9 protein-coding genes, 1 tRNA gene and 2 pseudogenes are annotated in these 14,473 nt (G+C 54.1%); 10 read left to right on the forward strand and 2 right to left on the reverse strand.

Annotated features, from left to right (window positions below; genetic code table 11):
* Positions 1–428 (reverse strand): annotated as a pseudogene (locus tag HPC37_RS10175) (hypothetical protein); the annotation flags it as partial.
* Positions 429–558: 130 nt separating this feature from the next.
* On the opposite strand from HPC37_RS10175, the gene HPC37_RS10180 reads away from it, so the two are divergent.
* The 4 genes from HPC37_RS10180 (at position 559) to HPC37_RS10195 (ending at position 4,343) form a co-directional block, all read left to right on the forward strand.
* Complete coding sequence (locus HPC37_RS10180) at positions 559–1,224, forward strand: response regulator transcription factor (RefSeq protein WP_208123009.1); 666 nt, start codon at positions 559–561, stop codon at positions 1,222–1,224.
* Positions 1,221–2,510, forward strand: a complete 1,290-nt coding sequence (locus tag HPC37_RS10185; RefSeq protein ID WP_208123010.1) for an ATP-binding protein — start codon at positions 1,221–1,223, stop codon at positions 2,508–2,510. The genes HPC37_RS10180 and HPC37_RS10185 overlap by 4 nt, the downstream gene beginning before the upstream one ends.
* A 60-nt stretch (positions 2,511–2,570) precedes the next feature.
* On the forward strand, positions 2,571–4,184 hold the full coding sequence (locus HPC37_RS10190) for a phosphoethanolamine transferase (protein ID WP_208123011.1): 1,614 nt from the start codon (positions 2,571–2,573) through the stop codon (positions 4,182–4,184).
* 69 nt (positions 4,185–4,253) lie between these two features.
* Positions 4,254–4,343: transfer RNA gene (locus tag HPC37_RS10195), tRNA-Ser, on the forward strand.
* Positions 4,344–4,383: 40 nt separating this feature from the next.
* On the opposite strand, the gene dld is transcribed toward HPC37_RS10195, so the two are convergent.
* A complete protein-coding gene (gene dld, locus HPC37_RS10200; protein WP_208123012.1) occupies positions 4,384–6,066 on the reverse strand; it encodes a D-lactate dehydrogenase in 1,683 nt (560 codons plus the stop codon).
* A 361-nt stretch (positions 6,067–6,427) separates the two neighbouring features.
* Here dld and ilvG point away from each other — a divergent pair, with 361 nt between their 5' ends.
* The 6 genes and pseudogenes from ilvG to HPC37_RS10230 all read left to right on the forward strand — a co-directional run.
* On the forward strand, positions 6,428–8,083 hold the full coding sequence (ilvG, locus tag HPC37_RS10205; RefSeq protein ID WP_208123013.1) for an acetolactate synthase 2 catalytic subunit: 1,656 nt from the start codon (positions 6,428–6,430) through the stop codon (positions 8,081–8,083).
* Position 8,084: 1 nt separating this feature from the next.
* On the forward strand, positions 8,085–8,312 hold the full coding sequence (gene ilvM / locus HPC37_RS10210) for an acetolactate synthase 2 small subunit (protein WP_208123014.1): 228 nt from the start codon (positions 8,085–8,087) through the stop codon (positions 8,310–8,312).
* Between the two features lie 31 nt (positions 8,313–8,343).
* A complete protein-coding gene (gene ilvD, locus HPC37_RS10215; RefSeq protein WP_208123015.1) occupies positions 8,344–10,185 on the forward strand; it encodes a dihydroxy-acid dehydratase in 1,842 nt (613 codons plus the stop codon).
* Between the two features lie 3 nt (positions 10,186–10,188).
* Positions 10,189–11,718 (forward strand): threonine ammonia-lyase, biosynthetic, encoded by a 1,530-nt coding sequence (ilvA, locus tag HPC37_RS10220; RefSeq protein WP_208123016.1) that lies wholly within the window; start codon positions 10,189–10,191, stop codon positions 11,716–11,718.
* Between the two features lie 187 nt (positions 11,719–11,905).
* Entirely contained in the window at positions 11,906–13,873 is a 1,968-nt protein-coding gene (locus HPC37_RS10225) for a BCCT family transporter (protein ID WP_208123017.1), read from the forward strand.
* Between the two features lie 123 nt (positions 13,874–13,996).
* Positions 13,997–14,473: pseudogene (locus HPC37_RS10230) on the forward strand (hypothetical protein); the annotation flags it as partial.

The raw sequence follows: 14,473 nt of genomic DNA on the forward strand, positions 1-14,473 counted from the left end.
CTGGTGCGCAGGCTTTTGAGTTTGTTGCGAAAGAGTAGCGAGAAAGCCAGCGCGAAGAAAAGATAGAACGCAATAAAGTGATAATTAATGCGGTGCATAAACAAAAACACCTGAATCATAATCGGCGCGCTGAGCACGGTACAGAAAATAAAGGCGCGCAAGATTTTCACCAGCACGCAGGGCAAGTGCGGTTTGGCCAGCAGCAAAAAAGCCAGACCCAGCCAATAGAGCGTGAAGGCAATCAGTGAGAGAAACAAAACATAGCCAATGCTGCGCGCGATGTTAGCAATTCCCACATCCACCAGCTCCCACGGGTAGCCATAGTAATACGACTGCGCCCAGCCGTAGACATACGCCACCGACCACCCCAGCCCAATGAAAAAGCTCGCCAACATCGACGAGCTGATCAATTTATCCAAATTGCGCATAAGCCTGCCTTAATTGTTATTATGGTAATAGTTTATCAATGTTACTATTATTTGAGCGGGCAGAAAAGCAAAAGTGGGGTTATTTGCAGCCAAATTTGCTATAGTGAACGCCATCAACAAAGGGGGGAGCATGCGCATTTTATTGGTGGAAGACGACGCGATGATAGCCCAAGCGGTGAGCGCGAGCTTGAAGGCGCAAGGCTACGCACTCGATTGGGTCAACGACGGCGACAAGGCGCTCAACGCACTCGCGCTGCACGCCTTTGATGTGCTGCTGCTCGATTTGGGCCTGCCAAAGCGCGACGGCTTGAGTGTGTTGCGTGAGGTGCGCCAGCACAATACCGCACTTTCGATTATCATCGCCACCGCGCGTGATGATGTGGCCAGCCGCGTGGCAGGGCTGGATGGCGGCGCCGATGATTATGTGGTCAAACCCTTTGACATGGCCGAATTGTGTGCGCGGCTGCGCGCAGTGGTGCGGCGCAAGCAGTGCCAAGGGCAAAGTGTGCTCAGCAATGGCGTCATCACCCTGGATCTCGCCAGCCAACAAGCCCACTGCAAAGGCCAAAGCGTTGAGCTCACCCACAAAGAATTTGCGCTATTGCAGATTTTGATGCAGCAGCCAGGCAAAATATTCTCCCGCCCTTTGCTGGAAGAAAAGCTCTACCCGTGGGGCGAGGAGGTGGAGAGCAACGCGGTGGATTTTTTGATTCATGCGCTGCGTAAAAAGCTCGGCAAAACCGCGATCCGCAACGTGCGCGGCGCCGGTTGGCAGGTGCCGAAGGAGGCGCTGTGAAGCGCTCGCTCATCAAGCAATTGGCCGGCAGCATCACGCTGTTTGCGCTTTTGGCGCTGCTGCTCACCGCGGGGCTGACGTTTTATTACGCCTTCAACAACGCCTTTCGGCTTCAAGACGACATTTTGCAGCAAACCGCGCAGTTGGTCACACCTGATGAAGCGCTGCCTGAGGTGCATTTACACAACCGCGACAACCGCATTTTTATCCAAAATCAACGCACCGATGCCAAGGCTGCGTTTTTTATGCCCAATTTGCAAAGCTTGAACGAGGGCTTTCATCACGTCACGCACGGTAAGGCGCGTTTTCGTGCCTATGTACGCACGGTTGACGGCGTGAATATTGCCACGCTGTTTGACGAAAAAGAGTTCCGTGATGAAATCGCGCTGCACGCCGCTTGGCTAGCCACCGCGCCGTTGGTGGTGTTTGTGCTGTGTTTGATCCCGTTTGCGATTTGGCGTATTCGCCGCAGCCTCTCGCCGATTGACCGCCTCTCGCGCGAGGTGGCCAAGCGCTCAGGGCAGGATATTTCCGCGCTGCACAGTGAGGGCATTGCCAGTGAGCTGCAAGGCTTTATCACCGCCTTGAATCAATTGCTGGCCAAAGTGCGCGAAAGCCAAGCCCAGCAGCAACGCTTTGTGGCCGACGCCGCCCACGAGTTGCGCTCGCCACTCAGTGCGCTGTCTTTGCAGATTGAACGCTTAAGCGAGCAGCCGTTGCCCAGCGCGGCCAGTAGAGAGCTTGCCAGTGTGCGCCAAGGGGTGCAGCGCATGCGCCATTTGCTTGAGCAGCTGCTTTCACTGGCGAAGATGCAATCGGCGCAAGATGGGCAAAGTGCGGTCATCTTGCCTGAGCTCATCTGCCGCGTGCTGGAAGCGGTGCTGCCCGCGGCTGATGCCAAGCAGATTGATATTGGCATCACGCACGCTAGCTCGACGCCAATCATGGCCAACGACAGCGCCCTTTTTGTGCTGTTGAAAACCCTGTGCGAAAACGCTATTCACTACACGCCCACAGGCGGCCAGGTGGATGTGCGCGTGCGCGAAATGCCCGCGGGCATGGCCATTGAGGTTGAAGACAACGGCATTGGGATTGCGACCGCGGAGCGCGCGCGGGTGTGCGAGCCGTTTTATCGCGTGCTCGGCACCGGGGTGGCCGGCACAGGCTTGGGGCTGGCGATTGCGAATACCATTGTGGCCCACCACGGTGGCACACTGGTGCTCTCTGATGCACCGCACTTTGCCCATGGGCTTAATGTATGCGTTTATTTGCCGTTTGCGCGCTAATCGTGCGCTAATTTTTCTCGTGTAAACTGCGCTCAGTTTGATTATTAAGGGCTGAGCTTCATGACACGTAGACCTTTCACCACCTCCACGGTGCTGACTTTTTTCACCGCATTTTATTTCACCGCTGTGCTCAACTGGGCGTTTTTCCGCGCCCTGTGGCAAGATTTCAGTTTCACCAGCCTCCACGATGGGCTGTTTTTTGCCAGCGTGCCGCTGTTTGTACTGTGTACGTTGTTTGCGGTTTATCAACTGCTGGCCTTGCCGGTGCTGCACAAAATTATTCTGCCTGCGCTGCTGATTATTAGCGCCGCGATTGGCTACCACGCGCTGTTTTATCACGTCTATTTTGGCACCGATATGCTCGAGAACATTTTGCAAACCGACTATGCCGAATCCAGCCGTATGCTCACAGGCGGCTACGTGGTGTGGGTGCTCGCCTTTGGCGTGCTGCCGGCGGTGGTGTATTGCGCCGTGAAGGTGCGCTACCGCACTTGGTATAAAGAGCTTGGCGTGCGCGCGCTGGTGGTGGTGCTCTGCCTCGGCGTGGTGGGCGGCATTGCCAAGTTTTTCTACCAAGATTACGCCTCTTTTGTGCGCAACCATCATCAGCTGCCTAAATTGTTGGTGCCGAGCAATTTCATCACCGCTGGGGTGAATGAAATCAAACGCCAACAGCGCAAAAACCGCATTTATACCCAGCTGGGGCTTGATGCCACACGCACGCCCAGCAACCAGCGGCGTGTGATTGTGCTGGTGGTGGGGGAGACCACGCGCGCAGCCAACTGGGGGCTCAATGGCTACGCGCGGCAAACCACACCTGAACTGGCCGCCATGGGCGATGTGGTGAACTTCACCCAAGTGAGCAGCTGCGGCACGGCCACCGCGGTTTCGGTGCCGTGTATGTTCTCCAACCTTGGGCGGGCGGGGTATGACAACGTGACGGCGGTTACTCAAGACAACTTGGTGGATATCGTGCAGCGCGCGGGCGTGCGTGTGCTGTGGGTTGACAACGACGGCGGCTGCAAAGCGGTGTGCAACCACGTGAGCTATCGCAGCGTCACCGATGAAAACGATCCGCGCTACTGCAAAGACGGCGAATGTTTAGACGCTGCGCTCATCGCGCACTTTGAGCAAGATGTCAGTGCCGAGCCGCAAAAAGATCTTTTGTTGGTGCTACACACCATCGGCAACCACGGCCCGACCTATTACGAGCGCTATCCGCAAGAATTTGCGTATTACAGCCCAATTTGCAACACCAAAGACATTGCCCAATGCACCCCAGCGCAGCTGGTCAACACCTATGATAACGGTGTGCATTACATTGACCACTTTTTGGCAGAGGTGATCGGCAAACTCAAAAACATGCCCGACACCCAAACCGCACTTTACTATCTTTCAGACCACGGCGAATCCTTAGGTGAAAATGGCATGTATTTGCACGGCGCGCCCTATGCCATTGCACCGAGTGAACAAACCCACGTGCCGCAAATCTTCTGGGCCTCAAGTGCTTTTTTGAACGCGCAGCAGATCGATGCCCACTGCTTGGCAGAAAATGCCCACACGCAGGCCTACAGCCAAGATAATTTGTTCCACACCGTGCTTGGGCTTTGGGATATCCACACCCAAGAATACAAAAAAGCGCAAGATATCCTCGCTCAGTGCCGCCGAGGCTAAGCGCGCGGAAAAAACACTTGACGCGGCAAGGAATAATCTTTATATTCCTTGCCCTAATCGAATGATTTCGGTGAGATGTCCGAGTGGTTGAAGGAGCACGCCTGGAAAGTGTGTATGCGCGAAAGTGCATCGGGGGTTCGAATCCCCCTCTCACCGCCATGAATTGCAAACCGCACTTTTATCAAAGTGCGGTTTTTTGTTATTGCCAGTTTTTGCGTTTTGAGGTTTTGCCGATGCCAGGGTTGAAGCTGTTGGTTGGGTCTAACTCGCGGTAGAACTTTTTCAACACGGGTTTGGCGTGGTAGAGGTGGCCTACGTTGTGTTCAGCGGGGTATTCGGCGCCGCGTTGGTCGAGCAGTTTGAGCATCTCGTCTTCCACTTGGTGTACGTTGGTGCCTTTTTTGGCGATGTAGTCTTGGTGGAACACGTGGCAGAAAAAGTGCCCGTAGTAGAGCTTGTGGATAAACTGCTGGTCAATCTCCGTTGGCAGCGTTTCAAACCATTGGCGATCGTTGCGCCGCAGCGCCACGTCAAGCGCGACAATGTCTTCCACCTCCTTGTGGTGAACAATGCGATAACGCACTGCCGCCCCCGCCACCGCAAAGCGATGCAGCATTGCTGCTTGCGCTTCAACGGCATCACAGATGTAGTAATCGCCTGAGTGCGTGGCGAAATAATCACGCAAAAAGGCGCTGGCCTCAGCGATGCCGTCGCCGGCCATCGCAAGGATCAAGTGATGCTCGTATTGGTCGCGGTATTGACGCATTTTTTCTGGCAGATGTTGCGGCAAAAATCGGCTTAAAAATTGCAAAGTGCGGTCAGAGATGTGCGCAGGCATAAACGAAAAGCGGCCGAACAGGCGGTCAACTTTGTTTTTCAGCGCGAACAGTTTGGGCAGATTATTGGTGCCGAGGGTTTTGATCGCCCAAAAGGTGTCTTTGCCATAAATTGTTGCCACATCAAAGGCTTCGCGGTGGATGTATTCGCCTGAGACAGGTAAATTTTTGAAATGCTGGAGAATATGGCGGCGGATGTCGTCAAGCTCGGCGGTGTTGTTGGTGCCGATGTAAAACACTTGGGTGTTTTTCTCCAGCGGGAAGGTGTCAAGGCGCACGGCAAACACCATCAGCTTGCCCGCGCAGCCTGAGGCCTCATAAAGCCGGCGTGGGTCGGCATTAAAGCGCGCGGGCGTGTCGGCATCCACCTCGCGCACGTGCTCGTGGTAGCCGTGATCGTGCCCGCATTGGTGGCTGTGCTCAATGTCGCTGGCGTCATAGCGCTGCTGCTCGAGGTTGGTCAAAATCGCCTCTGGCGTTTCCCCCAAATTCACCCCTAAGTGGTTGACCAGCACCAGCTCGCCTTCGGCGTTGATTTGGGCATAAAGCGCCATTTGGGTGTAGGCCGGCCCCCGTTGCACCAATGCGCCGCCGGAGTTGTTGCACACCCCACCGAGCACCGAGGCGCCAAGACAAGACGAACCAATCACAGAGTGCGCTTCGCGATCGTGTTTTTTCAGCTCCGCTTCAAGCTGAAAGAGTGTTGAGCCAGGCAGGCAGATGACTTGCTCGGCGTTGTTGATCAGCTGAATGTGCGCCAAGCGCAAGGTGCTGACAATCACAATGTCGCGGTCGTAGTCATTGCCATCGGGCGTTGAGCCGCCCGTTAAGCCCGTGTTAGCCGCCTGCGTGATGACAATCACATCCGCGCTGTGGCAGGCTTTGAGCACTTGCCATTGCTCCAACAGTGTGCCAGGTTTGACCACCGCGATCGCCTTGCCTTGGCCGAAGCGAAAACCGCTGCGATAGGGCAGCGTTTTGGCCGGATCCGTTAAAATGTATTTCTCGCCGACGATGTCGGTCAATTGTTGAATTAACTCGCTCATACAACCTCCTGTTAGCCACTGGCGTTATTGTGCCGAAAATCGGTGCAATTAAGAATGCGTATGATTACATTTGCGCCAATTCTGTGATCAAGTCAACATTTTTGTGGTGTTTTTTTCAAATTTTAAAAAAAAGTTTTTGCTTTTGGCGGAAATGTGGTATCAATAACCCAATGTTGATGAAAAGTTTGAGCAAGATGAAATCCATCCGAATTATTCGCATTCTCCGCACTTTGGTGATTATTATCACCAAACGCGAGTGTTATGCTTAAATTCTGCTCAAGCCATTTTTGATAACCCTCGCGCCATTTTGCGAGGGTTTTTTTTACCTAAAATAATAACAAAAGTGCGGTTAGGAGGAGAAATGAACGGTTCACAACTCATCATAGCAAGCCTGAAAGCCCACGGGGTGACGACCTTGTTCGGCTACCCTGGTGGGGCGATTATGCCGGTTTATGACGCGCTCTATGACTCGGGGCTTGACCACCTGTTATGCCGCAACGAGCAAGGCGCAGCGATGGCGGCGATTGGCTATGCCCGTGCCAGTGGCAAGGTGGGCGTGTGCATTGCCACCTCAGGGCCGGGGGCGACCAATTTGGTGACAGGCTTGGGTGATGCGATGATGGACTCCATCCCTGTGGTGGCCATCACCGGCCAAGTCGCCTCGCCGTTTATCGGCACCGATGCCTTCCAAGAAGCGGACGTGTTGGGGCTGTCGTTGGCGTGCACCAAGCACAGTTTTATTGTGCAAAATATCGATGAATTGCCCGAGGTGCTAGCAGATGCCTTTTACATCGCCCAAAGTGGCCGGCCGGGGCCGGTGCTGATTGATGTGCCCAAAGACGTGCAATTTGCCCCCACCCGTGCTGAGCCCATCGTCAAGCCCGTTGCGCGCCCAACCGCACTTTTAGCGTCTGATCTTGACGCGGCCAAAACCTTGCTGCAAAGCGCCAAACGGCCCGTGCTGTATGTCGGCGGTGGCGTTGGCATGGCCGGCGGCGTGGCGGCGGTGCGCGAGATGATCGCGACAACACAAATCCCGTCGGTGTCGACCATCAAAGGCTTGGGCTGCATTTCGCCTGAAAATCCGTATTACATGGGCATGATTGGCATGCACGGCACTAAAGCGGCTAACCACGCGGTGCATGATTGCGATTTGCTGCTGGTGATGGGCGCGCGCTTTGACGACCGCGTAACCGGCAAGCTGGAGACCTTTGCGCCTGAGGCGAAAGTGATCCATGTTGACATTGACGTGGCGGAAATCAACAAGCTGCGCCAAGCCGATGTTGCCTTGCGTGGCGATTTGATTCAAGCGGCGCGCGCCTTGAGTGTGCCGCTGGCCATCGACCCTTGGCGCGCAGAGGTGCTGGCGTATAAAAAAACGCACGATTTTTGCTATGCTGAAAACCACGGCGCGCAGCCGATCAACCCGTGGTGGCTGCTCAACACCTTGTCAGAAAAGAAAAAGCCAAGTGCGGTCATCACCACCGATGTGGGCCAGCACCAAATGTGGTCGGCCCAACACATTCGCCATTTTGACCCGAAAAACTACATCACCTCCGCCGGCTTTGGCACCATGGGCTTTGGCTTGCCGGCTGCGGTGGGGGCGCAAAAAGCACGCCCAGCGGATGACGTGATTTTGCTCACCGGCGACGGCTCGTTTATGATGAATATTCAAGAGCTCAGCTCCATTAAGCGCGGCAAGTTGCCGATTAAAATCCTGCTGCTGGACAACCAACGCTTAGGCATGGTGCGCCAGTGGCAGAGCCTTTTTTTCAACGCCCGCCACAGTGAAACCATTTTAGACGACAACCCCGATTTTGTAACGCTGGCCAGCGCTTTTGGTATCTATGGTGAGCGGATTGAGCAAGGCGGCGAGGTGAACGCCGCCCTTGACAGGCTGCTCAATGCCGAAGGGCCATATTTGCTGCACGTGTGCATTCCATCAGACGAAAACGTGTGGCCGCTGGTGCCGCCTGGGGCGTGCAATGTCGAGATGCTAGAAGATATTGGAGTGTGAGATGAAAACGTATCAATTAAGCCTCAGCGCCCAGTGGCGGCCTGAAACTTTAGAGCGCATTTTACGCGTGGTGCGCCACCGCGGCTTTTGTGTGGTGGCGATGCAAATGCAGCGCACAGACGAGAGTATCGAGCTCGATTTAACCTTGACAAGCGAGCGTGAGCTGAGCTTGTTGACCAATCAATTAGTGAAATTATTTGGCATTGAACGCGTTATCGAAACAGCGTAAAGTGCGGTTTTAATTTGTGGGAAGGAAGATTATGCCAAAATTACGATCAGCGACCTCAACTCAAGGGCGCAATATGGCCGGCGCACGCGCATTGTGGCGCGCCACTGGCATGAAAGAAAACGACTTCGGCAAGCCGATTATTGCCGTGGTCAACTCATTTACCCAATTTGTGCCAGGGCACGTGCATTTGCGTGACCTCGGTGCCTTGGTGGCCGAGCAAATCGAAGCCGCCGGCGGCGTGGCAAAAGAGTTCAACACCATCGCCGTGGACGACGGCATCGCCATGGGCCACGGCGGCATGCTCTATTCACTGCCGTCGCGCGAGCTGATCGCCGACAGCGTGGAATACATGGTCAACGCTCACTGCGCCGATGCCATGGTGTGCATCTCCAACTGTGACAAAATCACCCCTGGGATGTTGATGGCCGCCTTGCGCTTGAACATTCCGACCATTTTTGTCTCTGGCGGGCCGATGGAAGCGGGCAAAACCAAGTTATCTGACAACCTGATCAAGCTCGATCTAGTCGATGCCATGGTGCAAAGTGCCGACCCCAACGTGAGTGACGCTGACAGCCAAGCGATTGAGCGCAGCGCCTGCCCAACTTGCGGCTCGTGCTCGGGCATGTTCACCGCCAATTCGATGAACTGCTTAACCGAAGCCCTTGGCCTTAGCCTGCCAGGCAATGGCTCGTGCTTGGCGACCCACGCCGATCGCAAAGGGTTGTTTGTTCAAGCCGGCCGACAAATCGTCGAGCTTTGCCAGCGCTATTACGAGCAAGACGACGACAGCGTGCTGCCACGCAACATCGCCACCAAAGCGGCGTTTGACAACGCCATGAGTTTGGACATCGCCATGGGCGGCTCAACCAACACCGTGTTGCACCTGCTGGCCGCCGCGCAAGAGGCAGAAGTGGACTTCACCATGCAAGATATCGATCGCCTCTCGCGCGTGGTGCCGTGCTTGTGCAAAGTCGCGCCAAACACCAATCAATACCACATGGAAGACGTCCACCGCGCCGGTGGCGTGATGGGCATTTTAGGCGAGCTTGACCGCGCCAATTTGTTGCACAACCAAACGCGCACCGTGCTCGGCTTGAGCCTGCAAGAGCAGCTTGAGCGCTATGACATCAAACGCACGGATTCCACCGAGGTGCACGATTTTTACCGCGCGGGGCCGGCGGGCATTCGCACCACACAGGCGTTTTCGCAAGATTGCCGTTGGGAGCGTGTGGACGACGACCGCACTTTGGGCTGCATTCGCGACAAAGCGCACGCGTATAGCCAAGACGGCGGCTTGGCGATGTTGTCAGGCAACTTGGCGGAGAAGGGCTGCATTGTCAAAACCGCGGGTGTGGATGAGAGCATTCTCACGTTTGTGGGCAAAGCCAAAGTATTTGAAAGCCAAGAAAGTGCGGTTGAGGGCATTTTAGGCGGCGCAGTGCAAGCCGGCGACGTGGTAGTGATCCGCTACGAGGGGCCAAAAGGCGGCCCAGGCATGCAAGAGATGCTTTACCCAACCAGTTACCTCAAATCCATGGGGCTGGGCAAAGCCTGCGCGCTGCTTACCGACGGGCGCTTTTCAGGCGGCACCTCGGGGCTGTCGATTGGACACGTTTCACCAGAAGCGGCCAATGGCGGCACCATCGGCTTGGTGCAAGACGGTGACACCATCGCCATCGACATCCCAAACCGCAAGATTGAGCTGCGCGTGAGTGAAGCTGAGCTGGCCGCGCGGCGCGAGCAGCAAGAAAAGTGCGGTTGGAAGCCGAAAAATCGCCAACGCAGCGTGTCGCTGGCACTTAAAGCCTACGCCATGCTCGCCACCAGCGCCGACCAAGGGGCGGTGCGCGATAAACGCAAATTAGAGGATTAAACCATGGCTGCAGAGCAACTTTCAGGCAATGATTATTTGCGCACGGTGCTCACCGCCAAAGTCTACGACGTGGTGGAAGTCACCCCCGTGCAAAAAATGGAAAAACTCTCGCAGCGCTTTGACAATCAGATTTTTATCAAGCGTGAAGACCGCCAGCCGGTTAACAGTTTCAAAATCCGTGGCGCCTATGCCATGATTGCCTCACTGACCGACGCGCAAAAAGCCGCCGGCGTGATTGCCGCCTCAGCGGGCAACCACGCGCAAGGAGTGGCGCTGTCGGCGAAAAAACTGGGGCTGCGCGCGCTGATTGTGATGCCGCAAAACACACCGAGTATCAAAGTTGACGCGGTGCGTGGCTTTGGTGGTGAAGTGCTGCTTTATGGTGCCAATTTTGATGAGGCCAAAGCCAAGGCAATTGAGCTGGCGCAAGCACAGCAAATGACGTTTATCCCACCATTTGACGCACCAAAAGTTATTGCCGGCCAAGGCACCTTAGGCATGGAATTACTCCAACAATTGCCGCAGATTGACCGCATTTTTGTGCCCGTCGGCGGGGGTGGCTTGGCGGCAGGCGTGGCGGTGTTGATCAAGCAATTAATGCCGCAAATCAAGGTGATTGGTGTGGAGTCAAAAGATTCGGCGTGCCTGAAAGCGGCATTGGCGCATGGTGCGCCCGTTGATCTCGAACGCGTCGGGCTATTTGCCGATGGGGTCGCAGTCAAACGCATTGGTGATGAAACCTTCCGCCTTTGCCAACAGTATCTCGATGATGTGATCACCGTCGATAGCGATGAAATTTGCGCGGCGGTGAAAGACATATTTGAAAACGTGCGCGCCATCGCCGAGCCGTCGGGCGCGCTGTCGCTGGCGGGCTTGAAAAAATATGTGCAGGCGCACAATATTCAAGGGGAAACGTTAGTCAACGTGCTCTCAGGCGCGAATTTGAACTTCCACAGTCTGCGCTATGTGTCTGAACGCTGTGAAATCGGGGAAAAGCAAGAGGCTTTGCTGGCGGTGACAATCCCAGAGCAAAAGGGCAGTTTTTTGAAATTCTGCCATATTTTGGGTGACCGCGCCGTGACGGAATTTAACTACCGCTACGCCCACCATCGCAACGCGTGTATTTTTGTTGGGGTGCGCATCAGCGGCGGTGATGACGAAAAGCAAGAGATCATCAGCCAACTTCGCCTTGCGGGCTACGACGTGCAGGATCTCAGCGACGATGATGTGGCCAAAACCCACATTCGCTACATGATTGGCGGGCGCAGTGCCAGTGCCGAGCGCGAGAAGCTTTATAGCTTTGTCTTCCCCGAGCACAAAGGCGCGCTGGTGAAGTTTTTGCAAATGCTCGGCACCCAGTGGAATATTTCGCTGTTTCATTACCGCAACCACGGCGCGGATTATGGCGATATTTTGTGCGCCTTTCAAATGAGCGAGGCCACCGAGCAAGTCTTCCAGCACCATCTTGAAGCGCTGGGCTATGCCTATCAAGACGTCACGGATCTCGCTTCTTATCAGTATTTCTTAACCTAAACAGCACCTTAAGGCGTAAGCAAAGTGTGACCGCACTTTGCTTTTTTATTTGCGATTTGATTTATTTTTTTAAATAAATTATTATGTTTCGTGCTAAAAATTTCCGATTTTCTAACATAATTATCTAATAATTAATTAAAGGAGCTGTATTTTGTTTTCTTCTATCAGAAAGCGGACGACGTTTAGTATGCCCGTTTTCATTCCAAGTTTTATCTTTATTGTGGCCATTGCCTTGGCCTGTATTTTTGCCCCGCAAGCGATGCAAGGCGCGCTGGATTCGGCCAAAAACTATGCCTTTACCTATTTCAGCTGGTTTTACATCCTCTCGGTGAGCTTTTTTATTTTGTTCCTCGCCTTGCTGGCGATGAGCCGCTTGGGCGATATCCGCCTGGGCAGCGATGACGAAGAGCCTGAATATCCGTTTGTCTCTTGGATTGCGATGCTCTTTGCCGCCGGCATGGGGGTCGGGTTGATGTACTTCGGCGTGGCCGAGCCATTGATGCATTATGTCTCACCCATCACTGCCGCCAGCCCGAAAAAAGACGCGTTGCTCTACACCTTCTTCCACTGGGGGATTCACCCGTGGGCGATTTACGGCACCATTGCGCTAGCGCTGGCCTATTTCGGCTTCCGCTACCGCATGCCGCTGTCAATCCGCTCGGCGTTTTACCCAATTTTGCGTGACAAAATCCACGGCTTTTGGGGCCATTTGATTGATGCCTTGGCGCTGATTGCCACCGTATTCGGGATCATCACCACCCTCGGTTATGGTGCTTCCCAGCTTAATGCGGGGCTCTCCACCGTGGGCATTTTGGGTGATGCCACCCTCGGCTCAAAAGCGGCGATCATCATCACCGTGGTGAGCATTGCCATCATCTCCGCCATCTCGGGTGTGGGCAAAGGCGTGCGCCGCTTAAGTGAAATCAACTTAGGTCTCGCCTTGAGCTTGATGCTGTTTATCTTGATCACCGGCTCGTCAATCTACCTGCTTTCGGTCTTTTCGGAAAACATCGGTTATTACTTGAGCAACTTGGTGAACATGAGCTTCCGCACTTTTAGCTATGATACCGATCACGCCGACTGGTTCACTGGCTGGACAGTGCTTTACTGGGCGTGGTGGTTCTCTTGGGCGCCGTTTGTTGGCTTGTTTATCGCGCGAATCTCCCGCGGCCGCACCATTCGTGAGTTTATCTTGGGCGTGTTGATCATCCCATCCACCTTCAACTTGCTGTGGTTCACCATCTTCGGCGACAGCGCGATTTTAGAAGACATCACCCACTCAGGTGCGCTCAGCGCGTTGACCTCGAGCCCAGAAACGTTGCTGTTCTCGTTTTTGGATTACTTCCCGTGGCCGACCGTCACCAGCTTAGTGGCCTTGCTGATTTTGTCGCTGTTTTTCATCACCTCAGCCGACTCAGGTATTTTCGTGTTGAACAATATCGCCTCGAGCGGCCGCAGCGCCGACATGCCACGCTGGCAGAGCATTTTGTGGGGTGTGATTATGATCGTGCTGGCGATTGCGTTGCTCAACTCAGGCGGCTTGGGTGCGGTGCAAACCATGACACTGGTGGTGGCCTTGCCATTTGCTGTGATCACTGTGTTTATGTGCTTTAGCTTGCTGCAAGGCTTGCGCGTTGACCAAAACTACTTCAACACCCGTTTGGATCAATCCACCGTGTTCTGGAGTGGTGAAAAATGGAAAAAACGCCTTGGCCAAATCTTGAAACAAAATCAAGAAGACGACATTTACAGCTTTATGGACAACACCGTCAAGCCTGCCTTTAATGAGCTGTTGGCCGAGCTGACAGGCAAACACAAACTGCAGGCGAGCATTGTTGAAAAAGACGACGAGCAGCGCAGTATTGAGTTGCACATTCACAAAGGCGTGATGCGTGATTTCATCTACGGTGTCACCATTGAATCGCGCGACACCGCCAGCGCCATGGTGGAAGATGCCGCCGTGCCGAGCGTGAAGCACGAGCAAATCTACACGCCGGTGACTTATTTCGGCGACGGCCGCATTGGCTATGACATTCAATATATGTCGCGCGAAGAGCTTATCGCCGATATTTTGAAACAATACCAACGCTACCTTGTGTTGCTGGCGAGCGAAGAGAATGAATTGATGGTGCAAGCCCCGCTTGAACATGAATAATCTCGTCTACTAGCTAACCTAAAGTGCGGTTTGAGGCAACTCAACCGCACTTTTGCTTTTCTGCCCGCTCAAATAATAGTAACATTACTGAACTATTACTCTAATAACAATTAAGGCAGGCTTATGCGCAATTTGGATAAATTGATCAGCTCGTCGATGTTGGCGAGCTTTTTCATTGGGCTGGGGTGGTCGGTGGCCTATGTCTACGGCTGGGCGCAATCGTATTACTATGGCTACCCGTGGGAATTGGTGGACGTCGGCATTGCTAACATCGCGCGCAGCATTGGTTATGTTTTATTTCTCTCGCTGATTGCCTTCACGCTCTATCTTGTGGGTCTGGCCTTTTTGCTGCTGGCCAAACCGCACTTGCCTTGCGCGTTGGTGAAAATCTTACGCGCCTTTATTTTCTGCACCGTGCTCAGCGCGCCGATTATGATTCAGGTGTTTTTGTTTATGCACCGCATTAACTACCATTTCATCGCGCTCTATCTCTTCTTCGCGCTGGCTTTCTCGCTACTCTTTCGCAACAAACTCAAAAGCCTGCGCACCAGCAGTATTTTAGCGGTGGTGACCAGCCACAAGCATAATCTCGCCATTTTG

Source organism: Spirabiliibacterium mucosae, from assembly GCF_014884965.1.
Taxonomy (GTDB): domain Bacteria; phylum Pseudomonadota; class Gammaproteobacteria; order Enterobacterales; family Pasteurellaceae; genus Spirabiliibacterium; species Spirabiliibacterium mucosae.

What these genes read in the sequence shown, in the direction of transcription:
- HPC37_RS10180 (WP_208123009.1), top strand. Translation starts at nt 559, where the DNA reads ATGCGCATTTTATTGGTGGAAGACGACGCGATGATAGCCCAAGCGGTG.
- HPC37_RS10190 (WP_208123011.1), top strand. Translation starts at nt 2,571, where the DNA reads ATGACACGTAGACCTTTCACCACCTCCACGGTGCTGACTTTTTTCACC.
- dld (WP_208123012.1), bottom strand. Translation starts at nt 6,066, where the DNA reads ATGAGCGAGTTAATTCAACAATTGACCGACATCGTCGGCGAGAAATAC.
- ilvG (WP_208123013.1), top strand. Translation starts at nt 6,428, where the DNA reads ATGAACGGTTCACAACTCATCATAGCAAGCCTGAAAGCCCACGGGGTG.
- ilvM (WP_208123014.1), top strand. Translation starts at nt 8,085, where the DNA reads ATGAAAACGTATCAATTAAGCCTCAGCGCCCAGTGGCGGCCTGAAACT.
- ilvD (WP_208123015.1), top strand. Translation starts at nt 8,344, where the DNA reads ATGCCAAAATTACGATCAGCGACCTCAACTCAAGGGCGCAATATGGCC.
- ilvA (WP_208123016.1), top strand. Translation starts at nt 10,189, where the DNA reads ATGGCTGCAGAGCAACTTTCAGGCAATGATTATTTGCGCACGGTGCTC.
- HPC37_RS10225 (WP_208123017.1), top strand. Translation starts at nt 11,906, where the DNA reads ATGCCCGTTTTCATTCCAAGTTTTATCTTTATTGTGGCCATTGCCTTG.